We start from the raw sequence: 17,419 nt of genomic DNA on the forward strand, positions 1-17,419 counted from the left end.
GCGGGTCGCGCGGGTGAGATCATGTCCCTCCCCCGAAGTCCCCACCCGCGTGTCCGACTCGCCCGCGCCCTTACGTCCGGAGGTCCCCGATGGCAGTGACCCTGGCGGACGTGGCCGCGCGCGCGGGGGTCTCTGCGGCCACGGTCTCCCGCGTGCTGAGCGGCAACTACCCGGTCGCGGCCCACACGCGCGGCAGGGTGCTGCGCGCGGTCGAGGAGCTGGAGTACGTGGTGAACGGGCCGGCCAGCGCCCTCGCCGCCGCCAGCTCCGATCTCGTGGGGGTGCTGGTCAACGACATCGCGGACCCGTTCTTCGGCATCATGGCCAGCGCCGTGCAGGGCGAGATCGGGGACCGCAAGCTCGCCGTCGTCTGCAACACGGGCGGCTCCCCGGAGCGCGAGCTGACGTACCTCACGTTGCTCCAGCGCCAGCGCGCGGCGGCGGTCGTGGTCACCGGCGGCGCGGTGGAGGACCCGGAGCACCAGGCGGCGCTCGGGGCCCGGCTGAAGCGGCTGACCGAGGGTGGCGCCCGGGTGGTGCTGTGCGGTCGGCCGCCGATGCGGGACGAGGCGGTCGGCGGCGGTACGGGCGCGGCGGGCGCCACGGGTACGGCGGCCGGTACGGAGCCGGGCGCGGCGGCCGGCGGCGCCCCGGAGGACGTGCCGGGCGGCGGGCAGGTCGGCGGGCGGGGAGCGGACGGCGGCATCGTCACCCTCGCCTTCGACAACACCGGCGGCGCCCGGCGCCTCACCGAGCACCTGATCTCCCTGGGCCACCGCCGGATCGGCTACGTCGCGGGCCCCGCCCACCGCACGACCACCCGGCACCGGCTGGACGGGCACCGGCAGGCGCTGGAGGCGCGCGGTCTGCTGGCCGACGCCGAGGCGCTCACGGTGCACGGCTGGGCGTACGACCGCCCCTCCGGCTACGACGGCGCCCTGGAACTGCTGCGGCGCGGCACGGCGCCGACCGCCGTCCTCGCCGCCAACGACACGGTGGCGCTGGGGGTCTGCGCCGCCCTGCGCGACCAAGGGCTGCGGGTCCCGGAGGACATCTCGGTGGCGGGCTTCGACGACTTCCCGTACAGCGTGGACGCGTACCCGGCGCTCACCACCGTACGCATCCCGCTGCACAGCGCGGGCGCGCGCGCCGGGCGGCTCGCGCTCGGGCGCGAGGGCGCACCGCCCGGCGGGGTGGCGACCGTACCGGCGGAGCTGATCGTGCGCGCCTCCACCGCGCCTCCGCACGCCTTCCGCTGAGGGAACCCGCCGCATACCTTTGACCGAGTCAAAGGTTCTCGTGGCCCCCGCGGGGCGTGACAGGGCGGTGGCGGCATGACGGTGACGGAGATCCGGGAGTTCAACCGCTTCTACACCAACCTCATCGGCGCGCTGGACTACAGCAGGCACCTCTACACGCCGTACAGCCTCACCGAGGCCCGCGTCCTCTACGAGCTGGCGCACTCCCCCGGGCTCGACGCCGCCGACCTGCGGGCCTCGCTCACCGTGGACGCGGGCCAACTCAGCCGCCTGCTGCTGCGGTTCGAGCAGGACGGGCTGGTCGTACGGGAGCGCTCCGCGACGGACGCCCGCCGCCAGTACGTCACCCTGACCGCGGCCGGGCGCGAGGCGGCGGAGCTGCTGGAGGAGCGTTCACGGGAGTCCGTGCAGGCCCTGCTCGACAGGGTGCCGGACGCCGAACGGCCGCGACTGGCCGAGGCGTTGGGCACGGTACGCGCCCTCTTCGGCGACCCCGACCAGGCCCCGGCGGCGGACCCCGCCCGTAGCCGTACGCGGGGCGCGGGCACGGACACCCCCGCGCCCCGCGTACGGCTGCGCGCGCCCGGGCCCGGCGACCTCGGCTGGGTCGTCCGGCGGCACGGCGTGCTGTACGCCCGCGAGTACGGCTGGGACGCCCGCTTCGAGGCCATGGTGGCGCGCATCGCCGCGGACTTCGGCGCGGACCACGACACGGCCGTGGAACGCCTCTGGATCGCGGAGGTGGACGGCGAGCCCGCCGGTTCCGTGCTGTGCGTACGGGACTCCGCGCCCGCCACCGCCCGGCTGCGGCTGCTGCTGGTCGAGCCCTCCGCGCGCGGACTCGGCGTCGGGGAGCGGCTGGTGTCGGAGTGCGTCGCGTTCGCGCGCGCGGCGGGCTACCGCGAGCTGGTCCTGTGGACCAACGGCAACCTGCACGCGGCCCGTCGCCTCTACCGGCGGGCGGGCTTCACGCTGACCTCGGAGAGCCCGCACCGCAGTTACGGCGCGGACCTTGTCGGACAGGACTGGCATCTGATCCTGTGACCTCATGCGACTGGCTTTCTCCACGCTCGGCGTCCCCGGCATGTCCATCCCCGAGGTCGCCCGCCTCGCCTCAGAGAACGGCTTCCACGGTGTCGAACTCCGCGCCCATCCCGAGGAACCGGTGCATCCGGGCCTCTCGCTCAACGAACGGGTGGAGCTCGTCGAGGAGTTCAAGGCCGCCGACGTCTCGATCCTGACGGTGGCGGGCTACGCGAAGGTCGCCGCCCCAGGCGACGACGAGCCCGTGCTCGCCGAGATCCGCGCCCTCCTGGAGCTGGCACGCGACATAGGCGCGCGGTACGTACGCGTCTTCCCGGGCGGCGGCGAGGGCAGCACCGCGCGCGCGGACGCGAGAGCCGTACGGCGCCTGTCGGCCGCCGCGGCGCTGGCGGCCGGAATGGGGCCGCGCGTGCTGCTGGAGACGCACGACTCGCACCCGACGGGTGGGGACGTCGCGCGGCTCCTGGACTCCGTGGGGGTCGGCCCGGTCGGCGCGCTGTGGGACGTGATGCACACGTGGCGCGGCGAGGAGGACCCGGCGGAGAGCCTGCGCCATCTGGCGCCGCACCTCGGCTACGTACAGGTCAAGGACATCGCCGCGGCCGAGAAGACCGCCCCGCTGCCGCCCGGTGCGGGCGTGCTGCCGCTGGCGGAGGTCGTGGAGCTGCTGAGCCGGTCGGGCTGGGACGGGTGGCTGTGCTGGGAGTACGAGAAGCGGTGGTATCCGGAGGCGCCGGAACTGCCCGCCCTGCTGCCCTCCGTACGCGAGCACCTGCTGCGGCTGCTGGCGGCCGCGGCGTAACACGCGACGGTTTTCCGTGCTCCGCGCGCGCGGAGCACGGAGAACCGCGTACGGAGGGCGGGAACCGTCGCGAACGGAGGGCGGGAACGCCCCCCGCGGAACACGCGGAACGGCCGCGGTGCCCGTCGTGCGGACGGTCACCGCGGCCGTTCCCTCTGCCTCGCCCCTGGGCGACCGGACGTCAGGGACGGAGCTTGCGCTCCGCCGTGTCCGGCCGGTCCAGCTGCGGGTCGGCGGTCGTCAGACGCTTCGCCGCGCCACCGGAGAAGCGCTTGTCGCCGTCCACGTCCGCCCAGTCGAGCAGCGTGTCGGTGGCCGACTTGCGGTCCCCCTCGGTGAGGGTCGCGATGGCCGCGCCGTGGTTCTGGCCGGGAGCGGTGAAGACGTGGGTGTCGTCGGTGCGCTTGCCCGGACGGAACGGCTCGGCACCCCACGGGTCGTTCTCCCCGTAGACGAACATCATCTCCTCGGAGTCCTTGCGGACCCAGCGGTCGATGTCCTTCATGGCCTTCTTGTCGAAGCGCATCGCGATGTCGCGGGGCACGAAGTTCCGCGAGTTGTTGATGCCGGGGTAGCGCTGCACGTCCGCCAGTTCGGGCGTGGCCACGGTGGGCTCGCCGAGCTGGGTGCCCGCCTGGTAGTAGTACGGCACGTACGGCTCGAGGCCCTGGTCGGTGTACGAGGAGAAGCCGCCGACCTCGTCGATCCACGCGTACAGCTCGTCGTCACCGGCGTCCTTCGCCGGGACGTCGGCGCAGGCCGACTCGGGCTGGTACTGCCAGAAGCCCCAGACCAGGTCCAGCGCCAGCACCTCGTACGCCTTGTCGGCGTTCCCGATCTGGTCGAAGGTCCAGCCTTCCTGCCCGGCCTGCTTCTCGTAACGGGCGACCATCTCGTCGCGCCGGACGAGCGCCTCGCGCTGGACGTCCGCGAGCCGCGTACGGCAGTCGGCGGTGGAGACGTTCTTGAAGAACCGGTCGTACGCCGAGTCCTCGTCGTTGTCGACGTTGTTCGGCGCGACGTAGGCGACGGTGCCGTCCATGTCCTTCGGGTAGAAGCGGCGGTAGTACGTGGCCGTCATGCCGCCCTTGCTGCCGCCGGTCGAGATCCACTTCTCGGAGTAGATCCGGCTGAGGGCCTTGTGGATGCGGTGCTGGTCGCTGGCGGCCTGCCAGATGTCCAGCTTGCTCCAGTCGGCGGGCTCGGGCCGGGACGGGGTGAAGTAGCGGTACTCCAGCGAGACCTGGTTGCCGTCCACGATCTGGGTCGGCTCGCTGCGCCGCGGGTCCTCGCTCATGTTGTAGCCGGAGGTGAAGAAGACCGTCGGCCGGTTCTCGTCCTTGTGCAGGAGCGTCAGCCGCTGCTTGAACGTGCCCTTCTTCGGGTGCCGGTGGTCGATCGGCTGCTCGTACTCCAGCACGAAGAAGCGGTAGCCCTCGGCGGGCTTCTCCTCGATGAGGCTCATCCCGGGGATCGCGAGAATGCGGTCCTCGATGTCGGCCTTGTGGCCGACCTGGCTGCCGTTGCCGCCGCTGTCGCCGGTGTCGGTGACGGCCATCGCCGTCGCGCCGCCGGCGCCCACGGTGCCGACGAGCACCGTGAGCGACAGCAGCCATCTGAGCGCCTTGCCCATTCACGCTCCCCTTGAGTTCGATTGCTTTCGGCCGAGGTCGCTTTCTGGCCGAAAAGGTCGCAGGCGAACCTATCCGGACGACCCGTTGCTCCGCCAGGCTCCGCGCCTCCCCACGTGCGCGCCCCCGCGTACGTGCCCCCGGATACGCCCACTTCGCCCATCCGGCGCACGCGCCGTGCGAGCCGCCCCCGGCCCCCGTCCCGAAGCCGCCCGCGCACGCCCACGGCGTACGCTCGCCCCATGGCCGCCCCCGACGCACAGCCGCCCGCAGCCACGCCGCCCACTACCGGCCCACCCGCAGCCGCCACGCCCGCGCCGCTCGCCTCCGGACCGCTCGGCATGGAGCTGCTGTCGTTCCACGACGAGCCGGAGGACGCGCGGTTCGACGACGCGCCCGTGGGCTACGTACTGGTGCTGCTGCGGCACGCGGAACGGGTGCTCATGGTGTACGTGGACGAGCGCGCCTGCTGGGAGCTGCCCGGCGGCGGGATCGAGCCGGGCGAGCGCCCGCGGGCCGCCGCCGTACGGGAGCTGCGCGAGGAGACCGGGCAGCTGCTGGCCGAGGACGACCTCCGGTTCGCGGGCTTCGCGAAGACCGCCCTCGGGCCGCGGCGACGGGTGCTGTACGGCGCGCTGTACACGGCCGGGACGCGGGAACCGGCACCGTTCGTGGCCAACTCCGAGGTGTCCGCCGCGCACTGGCGGCGGGGGGACGAACCGATGCCCGACGGCGGACGCGTGCAGACGGTGGACGAATACCTGGTCGCGCGCTGCCAGGGGTGAGCCGTAGCGTCGTCGTCATGACGGCAGCGGGGGGATTCACGTACGAGCGGTACGCGGACGGCAGCGTCCGCGTCAGCCACCACGGGCGGCCCGCGGGGACGCTGCGCGGCGACCGCGCGGCGCGCTTCCTCGCGGAGGTGGCCACCGGTGACGCGCAGACGGTGATGGCCCGCTGGACGGGCAACTACCGCCGGGGGAACGAGCGGACGGCCCGCGCCCACCCGCGCAACCAGCCGCGCGGGCGGCGCTGAGGCCCCCGGCGCCGCCCCGAGCCCCGGCCCCGTACCCGCGCCCGTGCGCGCCGCCCGCCCGCTCCCCTCCGGGGTCAGACCGCCGTCGGCTGCGGCTCCCCCGCGTACACCCGCCACAGTTCGGCGTAGTGCCCGTCCCGCGCCAGCAGCTCCGCGTGCGTGCCGCTCTCGACCACCCGGCCGTGCGCCAGCACCACGACGCGGTCCGCGCGCGCGGCGGTGCTCAACCGGTGCGCCACGACCAGCGTGGTGCGCCTGCGGGCGAGGCGGTCGGTGGCCTGGTTGACCAACGCCTCCGTCGCCAGGTCCAGGGCGGCGGTGGCCTCGTCGAGGAGGAGCACGTCCGGGTCGACGAGTTCGGCGCGGGCCAGCGCGATCAGCTGCCGTTGCCCCGCCGACAGGTTGCGGCCCCGTTCCGCCACCTCGTGCAGGTAGCCGCCGGGGAGCGACGCGACCATGTCGTGCGCCCCCACCGCCCGCGCCGCCGCCTCCACTTCGGCGTCGGTCGCGTCGGGCCGCCCGTACGCGACGGCGTCGCGCACCGTCCCCGCGAAGAGGTACGGCTCCTGCGGGACGACGCCGAGCCGGTGCCGGTAGCGGGTGAGGTCCAGCTGCCGCAGGTCGCGGCCGTCGACGCGGACGGTGCCGGACGTCGGGTCGTAGAACCGCGCCACCAGCTTGACGAGCGTGGACTTGCCGGCGCCCGTCTCCCCGACGAACGCGACCGTCTCCCCCGCCCGTACGCGCAGGTCGACGCCGGACAGCGCCTCCTCCTCGCCGTCGGCCGTGGCGTAGCGGAAGTGCACGTCCTCGAACGCGAGGTCGCCGCGGAGGCCGTCGACCGGCAGCGGCTCGGCGGCGGCCGGGGTGGTGGTCTCCTCGCGCAGCAGTTCCTGGATGCGGCCGAGGGAGACGGACGCCTGCTGGTAGCCGTCGAAGACCTGCGAGAGCTGCTGCACGGGGGCGAAGAACAACTCGATGTACAGCAGGTACGCCACCAGCGCGCCCGCCGTCAGCGTCCCGTCCCCGATCCGCCCGGCGCCCACCACGAGCACGGAGGCGGTGGCGGCGGAGGCGAGCAGCTGCACGAAGGGGAAGTACACGGAGATCAGCCACTGGCCGCGCACCCGCGCCTGCCGGTACCCGTCGCTGCGCTCCGCGAAGCGGGCGGCGCCACGCTCCTCCCCCCGGAACGCCTGCACCATCCGCAGCCCGGCGACGCTCTCCTGGAGGTCGGCGTTGACGCCGCTGACGCGCTCCCGCGCCAGCTCGTACGCCTTCACGCTCTGCCGCCGGAAGTAGAACGTGCCCACCGCCAGCAGCGGCAGCGTGGCGAAGACCAGCAGCGCCAGCTGCGCGTCGATGACGAGCAGCGCGACCAGGATGCCGAGGAACGTCAGCAGCGACACGACGGCGGTCACGAGCCCGGTCTGGAGGAAAGTCGACAGGGCGTCCACGTCCGTCGTCATACGGGTCATCACCGCGCCGCCGAGGTGGCGTTCGTAGTAGTCCAGGCCGAGGCGCTGGAGCTGCGCGAAGATCTTGACCCGCAGCGCGTACAGGACCCGCTCCCCCGCGCGCCCCGTGAGCCACACGGCGCCCGTCTGCGCGCCCCACTGCACGAGCACGACGGCCAGCGCCAGCAGGGACGCGGTCCAGACGGCGCCGAGCGCGAGCTGGCTGACGCCCTCGTCGATGCCGTGCCGGATGAGGACGGGCAGCGCCAGCCCGGCGGTCGCGTCGAGCGAGACGAAGGCGAGCGCGGCGGCCAGCGGGCGGCCGAAGCCGCGCAGCAGGCGGCGCAGCCCGTACGACTCCTCGGCGCGTTCCGCGCCCTCCTCGTCGATGTCCGGCGTGTCGTTCGCGGGCGGCAACGCCGCGACCTGCGCGAGCAGTTCGGGGCTGCCGGGCAGCGCGCCGAGGTCCGGGCCGAAGGAACGGCCGCTCTGCGCGGCGTCGGACGCGGCCCCACCGCCCGTACCGCCGCCGGTGCCCGCGGGGTCGTCCCGGCGCACCCACAGGGCGGGCGTCACGCCGCCGTTCCCGTCGCCGGGGGCGGCCTCGGCGGGCACCGTGGCGCCGTCCGTACGGGCGTCGTCCGCGTGGACGGGCGGCGCCGCGAGCCCCGCCGGGTCGCGTACGGTCTCGGCCAGCTCGTCCGGGTCGGTGAGCAGCCTGCGGTAGAGCCCGCAGCGGGCGGTCAGCTCCTCGTGCGTGCCGGTGTCCACGAGCCGCCCGCCGTCCAGTACGGCGATCCGGTCCGCGAGCGCCAGCGTGGACTGCCGGTGCGCGATGAGCAGGGTGGTACGTCCCGCCATCACGCCGCGCAGCGCGTCGTGGATCTCGTGCTCCACCCGCGCGTCGACGGCGGACGTGGCGTCGTCCAGGACGAGCAGCCGGGGGTCGGTGAGGATCGCGCGGGCGAGCGCGACCCGCTGCCGCTGTCCGCCGGAGAGGGTGAGTCCCTGCTCGCCGACGGTGGTGTCGTAGCCGTCCGGGAGGGCGGTGATGAAGCCGTCGGCCTGCGCGGTGCGCGCGGCCTCCCGCACCTGCTCGTCGGTCGCGCCGGGGGCGCCGTACGCGATGTTGGCGCGGATCGTGTCGGAGAACAGGAAGCTGTTCTCGGGCACCAGGCCGATGGCGGCGCGCAGCGAGTCGAGCGTCAGGTCGCGCACGTCGTGGCCGCCGACGCGTACGGTCCCGGCGGTCGCGTCGTAGTAGCGGGGCAGCAGCAGCGAGACGGTGGACTTGCCGCTGCCGCTGGGGCCGACCACGGCGACGGTCTCGCCGGGCTCGATGCGCAGGCTGAACCCGTCGAGCACGCGGTGCTCCCGCGCGCCGCCGTCACCCGTCCCGGTGTCCGCGTCGGGGTCCACCTCGGAGGCGGCGTCCCCGTGCCCGCCCGGCGCGTACCCGAAGGCGACGTCGTCGAACTCGACGGACGCGTCCGCGTCCCCCGGCAGCGCGTGCGCGTCCGGCCGCTCCGACATGGCGGGCTCGGTGTCGATCAGGTCGAATACCCGTTCCACGCCCGCCCGCGCCTGCTGCCCGATGGTGAGCATCATGGCCAGCATCCGTACGGGGCCGACGAGTTGCGCGAGGTACGTGGAGAACGCCACGAACGTGCCCAGCGTGATCTCCCCGCGCGTGGCCATCCAGCCGCCCAGCGCCAGCATGGCGACCTGCCCGAAGGACGGCACCGCCTGGAGGGCGGGCATGTAGCGGGCGTTGAGCCGTACGGTGCGCAGCCGGGCGGCGAACAGGGTGCGGCTGACGTCCCGCAGCTTCCCGGTCTCCTGCCGCTCCTGCCCGAAGCCCTTCACCACCCGCACGCCCGTGACCGACCCGTCGACGACGGAGGCGACCGCACCGGCCTGCTGCTGCGCGTACCAGGTGGCGGGGAACAGCCGCGTACGGCTGAGCCCGGCTATCCACCACAGCAGCGGCGCGACCGCCAGGGACACGGCCGTCAGCAGCGGCGACAGCGTCAGCATCACGACGAGCGCGACGGCGAACAGCAGCACGTTGCCGATCATCATCGGCACCATGAACAGCAGGCTCTGCACCAACTGGAGGTCGCTCGTACCGCGCCCGACGACCTGCCCGGTACTCAACTCGTCCTGGCGGCGCCCGTCGAGCCGGACGATGGCGTCGTACATGGCCGTACGCAGGTCGTGCTGCACGTCGAGGGCGAGTCGGCCGCCGTAATAGCGGCGGACGTACGTGAGCCCGTAGACGACGAGTGCCGCGACGGTCATCAGGCCGACCCACAGCGGCATGCTGCTGTCGCCCCCGTCGACGATGTCGTCGACGATGGCCTTCGTGAGCAGCGGCATGAGCGCCATCACGGCCATGCCGCCGAGGGACGCGCCGAGCGCCAGCAGGACGTTGCGCCGGTACGTCCAGCACAGCGCGGTCAGCCGCCGTGCCCAGCCCGTCCGCGCGTTCCCCGGCTGCCCCTCCTCCGCGCCGGGACCGCTCTTCCCCGTCGCGGTCCGTGCGGCCCGCTCCCCCGCCGTATCCGATTCCCCCACGCCCCGCGTCCCTTCCGCCGTCCGACCGCTCATGGTGCCGGACCGTGCAACATCACGGTGACGGGAATTCATCCCGGCCGGAGCGGGCGGGAGTACGAGGGGCGCGACGGGGCAGGCGGAGTGCGAAGGGCAAGGACCGGGGCGACGACCGGTAACGGCCCCGGAGGAGCCGCATACTTCTCCGGGGCCGTTCCTTCGGGCGCCGTGCCGGTGGCCTCGGCGGACCAGGCACCCCCCACAGGGCCGGCCCGCCATCCGTCGTGCGACGCCCCGTCCCGCGCGGGACAGTGATCAGGAGTCTGCCGAAAACCTTCACGTCTTGCACGTCGACCGAACAGAATCAGTAACGTTGCGTATTCAAGAGGTGAGCGGGTTGTAACGTTGCAATCCGTTGACGGAACGTCACTCTCCGCCTCCCACCAGCGCCGTTCCCGCCCGTACGCGTTGCGCCCACCCCTGCGGACCACCCGCGCGCGCGGCCCGACCACCTCGAACAAGGCCGGAAACCGCCTGCCCTCCGCGCCGCGCGCACCGCCCGCGCGCGGTGGCGCGTGAGCTTTCGTCGTCCGCGCGCGCGGACGACGTCTCAGCTCCCCCCGGACGTCCCCCGCCCCTCCGCGATCTGCCGCGCCATGAGCGTCGTCAGCTCGTACGCGGTGTGCGACGCGGCGACCGACGTGATCTCCGCGTGGTCGTACGCCGGTGCCACCTCCACGAGGTCCGCGGAGACCAGCCGGCAACCCGCCAGCCCGCGGAGGATCTCCAGCAGCTCCCGCGACGTGAGCCCGCCCGCCTCGGGCGTGCCGGTGCCGGGCGCGTGCGCGGGGTCGAGGACGTCGATGTCCACGGAGACGTACAGCGGCCGGTCCCCGATCCGTTCCCGCAGCTGCGCGGCCACGTCGTCCGGGCCGCGGCGCATGACGTCCGCCGAGGTGACGATGCCGAAGCCCATCTTGGCGTCGTCGTCGAGGTCCTTCGGCCCGTAGAGCGGCCCCCGGATGCCGACGTGGGAGAGCGCGGAGGTGTCGAGCACGCCCTCCTCGACGGCCCGCCGGAAGGGCGTGCCGTGCGTGTAGGCGGCGCCGAAGTACGTGTCCCAGGTGTCCAGGTGCGCGTCGAAGTGCAGCAGCGCCACCGGCCCGTGCCGACGGGCGACCGCGCGCAGCAGCGGCAGCGCGATCGTGTGGTCGCCACCGAGGGTCATCAGGCGCGCCCCCGTGTCCAGCAGGGCGCCCGCCGCCGCCTCGACGGTCTCCACGGCCTCGTCGATGTCGAACGGGTTCGCCGCCACGTCCCCGGCGTCCGCGACCTGCGCGAGGGCGAAGGGCGACGCGTGCTGCGCCGGGTTGTACGGGCGCAGCAGGCGGGACGCCTCCCGGACGGCGTTCCCGCCGAAGCGGGCGCCCGGCCGGTACGACACGCCTGTGTCGAACGGCACACCCACCACCGCGACGTCCGCCCGGCCCCCCACCTCGTCCAGCCGCGGCAGACGCGCGAACGTCGCCGGACCGGCGTACCGGGGCACCCGGGAGGAGTCGACGGGTCCGCGCGGCAACTGCCGTACCCCGTCGCCCTGTTGGGCCGCCGGGGCGGTTTCGCCGTCCGCGCGCGCGGGGGGCGGCGCGGGGGTGTCGCGCGGTTCGGGCAGGTCGTTCGGGGTGCTCGTCATGGTGGGGAGCGTAGGCAGCGGACGCGGGCGCTCCACATGGACGGAAACGATGATCGGGGCCGACCTTTTTGGACACGCCGTCCATCGACCGGGTGTACGAGTCACAATGGCGCCATGCCATTGCCACTTCCACTGCCGGCCGCGCCCTCGCGGTCCGAGCTGATCGAGCACCTCGTACGGACCCGGATCGCCGGTGACGTCGCCACTCCCCGCGAGAACAACCTGTCCCACTACCGCAAGCTCGCGACCGGCGACCGGCACTTCTGGCTCGGCCTGGAACTGGGCGACCGCTGGACCGACGAGCAGGACGTGCTCGCCGTCATGGCCGAGCGCTGCGGCGTCGTCGACGACCCGGAGCACCGGCACGGCCAGGACACCATCGACCCCGAGCTGACCGTCGGCGCCCTCGACCGCGCGGCGGCGCAGCTGCGCAAGGCCGCCGAGGGCCGCAAGCGGGTGCTGTTCGCGACCGGCCACCCTGGGGCGCTGCTCGACATGCACGGCACGCTGGCGCTGGCGCTGCGCCTGGCGGGCTGCGACATCGTACGGGCGCCGCTGGGCCTCTACCCGGACGACGGCGTCGTCGTCCAGTTCCAGGGCGTCGCGGTGTACGAGCGCGGCGCCTCGCTCTGGCACACGCACTCGCCGGAGCCGATGCGGCAGGTCCTCGACGCGCTCGCGCGCACCGGGGAGGCCGCGCCGGACCTCGTCGTCGCGGACCACGGCTGGGCGGGCTGCGCCGCGCAGCACGGCGTGGAGGCCGTCGGCTTCGCCGACTGCAACGACCCGGCGCTCTTCGTGGGCGAGGCCGAGGGCACCCTGTCCGTCGCGGTCCCGCTGGACGACCACGTCGTGGACCCGCGCTTCTACGAGCCGATGACCGCCTACCTGCTGGCGGCGGCCGAGCTGAGCGTCGGCTGACGACCACGGCGGCGGCCTGACGGCGGGCGCGGCGTCCGCACCCGTGCGCGTGCGCACCCGTGCGATCCGCGTCCGCGCGCGAGGCCGGGCGAATTTCGTTTGCCCGGCTCCGCCTCCCCCTCTACCGTCCTCCCCATGTCGGCATTCACGGCGATCTTCAGCGGCATCCGCGCCGACGCGCGGAGCTGCGGTCGCTTCCTCCTCCTGACCTCACGTCCGCGCGGTCGGCGCCAGGCCCTGGTCCGCCAGGACGCCTCCGGCGTCTGAGTCCGCAGCGTTCCTCCGGGACTCCCGCTTCCGCCGGGACCTCCCGCTCCGCCGTGATCCCGCACACCGCGGGCACGGCCCCGCCTCCGGGCGGGCGCTGACCCCACCCTCACGACCTGACGACGCGTCCCCGCGTGCGCCCAGGGCCTCCGGTGTCCCTTGCCGACACGGGCAGGCCCCGCTTCCGCGTGCCTGTCCTCCACCAGAGGACCTCGACCGTGGCACGCCGCCGCAAGACGCTCTCCCAGAACTTCCTCCACCACCCCGCCGCGGTCCAGCGCCTCGTGCGCGCCGCCGCGCTCCCTCCCGACGCGCTCGTCGTCGAACCCGGCGCGGGCGAGGGGGTGCTCACCCGCGCGCTGGCCGGACGCGTACGCCGCGTCGTGGCGTACGAGATCGACCCGGCGCTCGCCGCCCGCCTCCCCGACCGGCTGCGCGCGCACCCCAACGTCCGCACCGTGCGGGGGGACTTCCTGCGCGCGCGGGCACCGCGCGAGCCGTTCGCGGTGGTGGGCAACATCCCGTACGCGCGCACCTCCGACATCGTCCGCTGGTGCCTGGGGGCGCCCGCGCTGACCTCGGCGACACTGCTGACGCAGCTGGAGTACGCGCGCAAGCGCACCGGAGGGTACGGCCGCTGGTCGCTGCTGACGGTGCGGACGTGGCCCGAGTACGCGTGGCGGCAGGGGGCGCGGGTCGGCCGCGAGTGCTTCACGCCCGTACCGCGTACGGACTCGGCGGTGCTCCGGCTGGAGCGCCGGGCGGCGCCGCTGCTGCCGCCCGAACGGCTCGCGGACTACCGGGAGTTCGTCGACCACGGCTTCACCGGGGTCGGCGGTTCGCTCGCGGCCACCCTCGCCCGGCGGTACCGCACCCGCCGGGTGCGCGCCGCGTTCCACCGGCTGGGGATGGACGCGGCGGCACCGGTGGGCGCGGTGCCGCCGGAGCAGTGGCTGCGGGTGTTCACGGAGCTGACCGGCTAGGTGTGGAGTCCGGGCGATCCCTGAGGAGCGCGGGAAGGTCGCCCGGACATCGCCTAGCGTTCCCGCCGGACGGGTCCCGTACGGCTCCCGGCGGGGTCAGAGCCCCATCGACTTGGCGACGATGGAACGCATGACCTCGCTGGTGCCGCCGTAGATGCGGGTGACGCGGGTGTCCGCGTACAGGCGGGCGATCGGGTACTCCATCATGTAGCCGTAACCGCCGTGCAGCTGGAGGCACTTGTCGATGACGCGGCCCGCAGTCTCGGTCGTGAACAGCTTCGCGGAGGCGGCGTCGGCGGCCGTCAACTCGCCCGCGTCGTGCGCCTCCAGCGCCCGGTCGACGACGGCCTGCATGGCGTCGACGTCCGAACGGCAGTCGGCCAGCACGAACTTGGTGTTCTGGAAGGACGCCACCTCCCGGCCGAACACGGTGCGCTCCTTCACGTAGTCGTGCGCGAACCGCACGGCCGCGGCCGCCTGCGAGTACGCGCCGAGGGCGATGCCGAGGCGCTCCTGCGGGAGGTTGTGCGCGAGGTAGCCGAACGCCTTGCCCTCCTCGCCGAGCAGGTCCTCGACGGGCACCTTCACGTCGTTGAAGGACAGTTCGGCCGTGTCGGAGGTCTTCAGCCCGAGCTTGTCGAGCGTGCGGCCCACCGCGTACCCCTCGGAGGAGGTGTCCACGACCAGGATGGAGATGCCGCCGCGCCGGTCCTCCGGGGAGGGCGGGGAGGTGCGGCAGCAGACGAGGACGCGGTCGGCCTGGGCGCCGCCTGTGATGAACGTCTTCGCACCGTTCAGCACGTAGTGCGTGCCGTCCTCGGACAGCTTCGCGGTGGTCTGCATGCCCGCGAGGTCGGACCCGGCGCCCGGCTCGGTCATCGCGATGGCGGTCATCATCTCGCCCGCGACGAACGGCGGCAGCCAGCGCTGCTTCTGCTCCTCGGTGCCGTACGCCAGCAGGTACGGCAGGCACAGCCCGGTGTGCACGCTGGAGCCGCCGAAGCTCACGCCCGCGCGGGCGCACTCCTCGGTGATCACCGCGTTGAACTTGAAGCTGGACTCGCCCGCGCCGCCGTACTCCTCCGGCACCTCGATGCCGAAGACGCCGAGCGCGCCGAGCTTCTTGTAGAACTCGCGGGGCACGAAGCCCTGCTCGCCCCACTGCGCGTAGTGGGGAGCGACCTCGGACTCGATGAAGTCCCGCATGGTCCGGCGGAACGCCTCATGGTCCTCGTTGAACACCGTACGCCGCACTGCGCCACCTCCACCGCGGCCCGGAGCCGCGCCGCCACCGGATGATCTTCCACGCCACTAAGCGCTTGCTCAGGTCAAGTTACCGGGCGGTCCGCGGCACTGTCCAGGCCGGGCCGACCCCCGTCCCGTACGACCTCCACGACCCCCTCCGGAGCACGCAGCACGTCCGGCTCCGGACGGGAGCCCTCACCCGGGTCACCCACCGCGCCCAGCGCACCACGGGCGAGACGGTGCAGCAACGCGGCGGTGGTCGCCCGGTCGGGCAGCTCGGCGGAACCGCTCAGGTGCGGCGTGGAGTTGAGCAGCCCGAAGACCGTGTGCACGGACACCCGCGCCTCCAGCTCCGTCAGCCCCGGATAGACGGCCCGCACCGCGGTCACCCACAGCTCCACGTACTGCCGCTGGAGCTTGCGCACCCGCCTGCGGTCGGCCTCCCGCAGGCGGTCCAGCTCGCGGTCGTGCAGGGTGATCAACGGGCGGTCGTCGAGGGCGAAGTCGATGTGCCCGGCGATCAGCGCGTCGAGCGCGGCCCCCGGCGCGAGCCCGGCCGCCGCGGCCTCCTCGGCACGCATGCGCCCGCCGTCGTGCAGCCGCTCGCTGATCCCCACCAGCAGCTCGGCGAGCATGGCGTCCTTGCCCGCGAAGTGGCGGTAGATGCCGGGCCCGCTGATGCCGACCGCGGCGCCTATCTCGTCCACCCCCACGCCGTGGAAGCCCCGCTCCGCGAAGAGCCGGGCGGCCTCGCGCAGGATCTGCTCGCGCCGGGTCGGGGCTGCCGTCTCAGTGCTCATGCGTTCCATTCTAGACAGCGCGGTTAATGGTCGTTAACCTGGAGGGGCGGGTTAACGAGTATTAACTTTTCGAGGGGGCTCAGCGGCATGCAGGAGGCGACGACGCTGGTCAGCGGCGTGCAGGCGGCGTCCGAGGCCGGGCGGGCGAACGAGGCGGCGCACCGCGAGCTGTCCGCGGAGCTGCGCGAGCGGCTGGCCGCCGCGCGGCTCGGGGGCGGCGAGCGGGCCCGCGCGCGGCACACGGCGCGCGGCAAGCTGCTGCCACGGGACCGGGTGGACGGCCTGCTGGACCCGGGCTCCCCGTTCCTGGAGCTGGCGCCGCTGGCCGCCGAGGGGATGTACGAGGGGGCGGCGCCCGCCGCGGGCGTCATCGCCGGGATCGGCCGGGTCTCGGGCCGCGAGGTGGTCGTGGTGGCCAACGACGCCACGGTCAAGGGCGGGACGTACTACCCGATGACGGTCAAGAAGCATCTGCGCGCCCAGGAGGTCGCCCTCCAGAACAGACTGCCGTGCGTCTATCTCGTCGACTCCGGCGGCGCGTTCCTCCCGATGCAGGACGAGGTCTTCCCGGACCGCGACCACTTCGGGCGGATCTTCTACAACCAGGCGCGGATGTCCGGCGCGGGCATCCCGCAGATCGCCGCGGTCCTCGGCTCCTGCACGGCGGGCGGGGCGTACGTACCGGCGATGAGCGACGAGGCCGTGATCGTCCGCGACCAGGGCACCATCTTCCTGGGCGGGCCGCCCCTGGTGAAGGCCGCGACGGGCGAGGTCGTCACGGCCGAGGAGCTGGGCGGCGGCGAGGTGCACTCGCGGGTCTCCGGCGTGACCGACCACCTCGCGGAGGACGACCCGCACGCCCTGCGCATCGTGCGGCACATCGTGGACACCCTGCCGGTCCGTCCGACGCCGCCCTGGTCCGTGCGGCCGGTCGCGGAGCCGGTGGTGGACCCCGCGGAGCTGTACGCGGCGGTCCCGGTCGACTCCCGCACGCCGTACGACGTACGGGAGGTGATCGCGCGGGTGGTGGACGGCTCCCGCTTCCAGGAGTTCAAGGCGGAGTACGGCACGACGCTCGTCACCGGCTTCGCGCACGTGCACGGCCACCCGGTGGGCATCGTGGCGAACAACGGCATCCTGTTCGCGGAGTCCGCCCAGAAGGGCGCGCACTTCGTGGAGCTGTGCGACCAGCGCGGCATCCCGCTCCTCTTCCTCCAGAACATCTCCGGCTTCATGGTCGGCAGGGACTACGAGGCGGGCGGCATCGCCAAGCACGGCGCGAAGATGGTCACGGCCGTGGCCTGCACCCGCGTCCCCAAGCTCACCGTCGTGATCGGCGGCTCGTACGGCGCGGGGAACTACTCGATGTGCGGCCGGGCGTACGACCCGCGCTTCCTGTGGATGTGGCCCAACGCGAAGATCTCCGTGATGGGCGGCGAGCAGGCCGCGTCGGTCCTGGCCACCGTCAAGCGCGACCAGTTGGAGGCGCGCGGCGAGGAGTGGAGCCCGGAGGACGAGGAGGAGTTCCGCGCCCCGGTCCGCGCGCAGTACGAGCGGCAGGGCAACGCCTACTACGCCACGGCCCGCCTCTGGGACGACGGGGTGATCGACCCGCTGGAGACGCGGACGGTCCTCGGCCTCGCCCTGACCGCGTGTGCCAACGCGCCCCTGCCGCAGAAGGCTCCGGGCGTGCCCAACTTCGGCGTCTTCCGGATGTGAGGGGGAGCA

The 17,419-nt window shown here is 73.8% G+C and carries 14 protein-coding genes; 9 read left to right on the forward strand and 5 right to left on the reverse strand.

The features are described 5' to 3' along the window. The first annotated feature begins 89 nt into the window (after positions 1 to 89). The 3 genes from D7M15_RS08700 (at position 90) to D7M15_RS08710 (ending at position 3,105) form a co-directional block, all read left to right on the forward strand. The gene (locus D7M15_RS08700) at positions 90 to 1,259 is read left to right on the forward strand and encodes a LacI family DNA-binding transcriptional regulator (protein WP_121516971.1); all 1,170 of its coding nucleotides are present in this window, start codon (positions 90 to 92) and stop codon (positions 1,257 to 1,259) included. A 75-nt stretch (positions 1,260 to 1,334) separates the two neighbouring features. Further along, positions 1,335 to 2,303 (forward strand): helix-turn-helix domain-containing GNAT family N-acetyltransferase, encoded by a 969-nt coding sequence (locus tag D7M15_RS08705; RefSeq protein ID WP_121516972.1) that lies wholly within the window; start codon positions 1,335 to 1,337, stop codon positions 2,301 to 2,303. A gap of 4 nt (positions 2,304 to 2,307) precedes the next feature. After that, on the forward strand, positions 2,308 to 3,105 hold the full coding sequence (locus D7M15_RS08710) for a sugar phosphate isomerase/epimerase family protein (RefSeq protein ID WP_121516973.1): 798 nt from the start codon (positions 2,308 to 2,310) through the stop codon (positions 3,103 to 3,105). Between the two features lie 181 nt (positions 3,106 to 3,286). On the opposite strand, the gene D7M15_RS08715 is transcribed toward D7M15_RS08710, so the two are convergent. Further along, the gene (locus D7M15_RS08715; RefSeq protein WP_121516974.1) at positions 3,287 to 4,738 is read right to left on the reverse strand and encodes a S28 family serine protease; all 1,452 of its coding nucleotides are present in this window, start codon (positions 4,736 to 4,738) and stop codon (positions 3,287 to 3,289) included. A gap of 240 nt (positions 4,739 to 4,978) precedes the next feature. Here D7M15_RS08715 and D7M15_RS08720 point away from each other — a divergent pair, with 240 nt between their 5' ends. Beyond that, a complete protein-coding gene (locus tag D7M15_RS08720; protein ID WP_206337335.1) occupies positions 4,979 to 5,521 on the forward strand; it encodes an NUDIX domain-containing protein in 543 nt (180 codons plus the stop codon). A 17-nt stretch (positions 5,522 to 5,538) separates the two neighbouring features. Next, entirely contained in the window at positions 5,539 to 5,772 is a 234-nt protein-coding gene (locus D7M15_RS08725; protein ID WP_121520455.1) for a hypothetical protein, read from the forward strand. Between the two features lie 74 nt (positions 5,773 to 5,846). Here D7M15_RS08725 and D7M15_RS08730 read toward each other — a convergent pair whose 3' ends face one another. Next, a complete protein-coding gene (locus D7M15_RS08730; RefSeq protein WP_240649604.1) occupies positions 5,847 to 9,692 on the reverse strand; it encodes an ABC transporter ATP-binding protein in 3,846 nt (1,281 codons plus the stop codon). Between the two features lie 700 nt (positions 9,693 to 10,392). Beyond that, complete coding sequence (gene speB / locus D7M15_RS08735; RefSeq protein WP_240649191.1) at positions 10,393 to 11,475, reverse strand: agmatinase; 1,083 nt, start codon at positions 11,473 to 11,475, stop codon at positions 10,393 to 10,395. Positions 11,476 to 11,589: 114 nt separating this feature from the next. Here speB and D7M15_RS08740 point away from each other — a divergent pair, with 114 nt between their 5' ends. From D7M15_RS08740 to erm, 3 genes are all read left to right on the forward strand, one after another. After that, complete coding sequence (locus tag D7M15_RS08740; RefSeq protein WP_121516977.1) at positions 11,590 to 12,396, forward strand: phosphatase; 807 nt, start codon at positions 11,590 to 11,592, stop codon at positions 12,394 to 12,396. Between the two features lie 135 nt (positions 12,397 to 12,531). Then, entirely contained in the window at positions 12,532 to 12,663 is a 132-nt protein-coding gene (locus tag D7M15_RS29375; protein ID WP_276314442.1) for a hypothetical protein, read from the forward strand. 218 nt (positions 12,664 to 12,881) lie between these two features. Further along, positions 12,882 to 13,646: an ErmE/ErmH/ErmO/ErmR family 23S rRNA (adenine(2058)-N(6))-methyltransferase gene (gene erm / locus D7M15_RS08745; RefSeq protein WP_121516978.1), complete on the forward strand. Its 765-nt coding sequence runs from the start codon at positions 12,882 to 12,884 to the stop codon at positions 13,644 to 13,646. Between the two features lie 96 nt (positions 13,647 to 13,742). Here erm and D7M15_RS08750 read toward each other — a convergent pair whose 3' ends face one another. After that, on the reverse strand, positions 13,743 to 14,900 hold the full coding sequence (locus D7M15_RS08750) for an acyl-CoA dehydrogenase family protein (RefSeq protein ID WP_121516979.1): 1,158 nt from the start codon (positions 14,898 to 14,900) through the stop codon (positions 13,743 to 13,745). A gap of 74 nt (positions 14,901 to 14,974) precedes the next feature. Next, positions 14,975 to 15,700, reverse strand: coding sequence for a TetR/AcrR family transcriptional regulator (locus tag D7M15_RS08755; RefSeq protein WP_206337336.1), 726 nt, complete (start codon positions 15,698 to 15,700; stop codon positions 14,975 to 14,977). A gap of 78 nt (positions 15,701 to 15,778) precedes the next feature. On the opposite strand from D7M15_RS08755, the gene D7M15_RS08760 reads away from it, so the two are divergent. Next, complete coding sequence (locus D7M15_RS08760; RefSeq protein ID WP_121516980.1) at positions 15,779 to 17,410, forward strand: carboxyl transferase domain-containing protein; 1,632 nt, start codon at positions 15,779 to 15,781, stop codon at positions 17,408 to 17,410. The last annotated feature ends 9 nt before the right edge of the window (positions 17,411 to 17,419 follow it).

Source organism: Streptomyces sp. Z26 (assembly GCF_003665095.1).
In the GTDB taxonomy this organism is placed as follows: Bacteria; Actinomycetota; Actinomycetes; order Streptomycetales; family Streptomycetaceae; genus Streptomyces; species Streptomyces phytohabitans.

What these genes read in the sequence shown, in the direction of transcription:
- D7M15_RS08700 (WP_121516971.1), top strand. Translation starts at nt 90, where the DNA reads ATGGCAGTGACCCTGGCGGACGTGGCCGCGCGCGCGGGGGTCTCTGCG.
- D7M15_RS08705 (WP_121516972.1), top strand. Translation starts at nt 1,335, where the DNA reads ATGACGGTGACGGAGATCCGGGAGTTCAACCGCTTCTACACCAACCTC.
- D7M15_RS08710 (WP_121516973.1), top strand. Translation starts at nt 2,308, where the DNA reads ATGCGACTGGCTTTCTCCACGCTCGGCGTCCCCGGCATGTCCATCCCC.
- D7M15_RS08715 (WP_121516974.1), bottom strand. Translation starts at nt 4,738, where the DNA reads ATGGGCAAGGCGCTCAGATGGCTGCTGTCGCTCACGGTGCTCGTCGGC.
- D7M15_RS08720 (WP_206337335.1), top strand. Translation starts at nt 4,979, where the DNA reads ATGGCCGCCCCCGACGCACAGCCGCCCGCAGCCACGCCGCCCACTACC.
- D7M15_RS08725 (WP_121520455.1), top strand. Translation starts at nt 5,539, where the DNA reads ATGACGGCAGCGGGGGGATTCACGTACGAGCGGTACGCGGACGGCAGC.
- speB (WP_240649191.1), bottom strand. Translation starts at nt 11,475, where the DNA reads ATGACGAGCACCCCGAACGACCTGCCCGAACCGCGCGACACCCCCGCG.
- D7M15_RS08740 (WP_121516977.1), top strand. Translation starts at nt 11,590, where the DNA reads ATGCCATTGCCACTTCCACTGCCGGCCGCGCCCTCGCGGTCCGAGCTG.
- D7M15_RS29375 (WP_276314442.1), top strand. Translation starts at nt 12,532, where the DNA reads ATGTCGGCATTCACGGCGATCTTCAGCGGCATCCGCGCCGACGCGCGG.
- D7M15_RS08755 (WP_206337336.1), bottom strand. Translation starts at nt 15,700, where the DNA reads ATGGAACGCATGAGCACTGAGACGGCAGCCCCGACCCGGCGCGAGCAG.
- D7M15_RS08760 (WP_121516980.1), top strand. Translation starts at nt 15,779, where the DNA reads ATGCAGGAGGCGACGACGCTGGTCAGCGGCGTGCAGGCGGCGTCCGAG.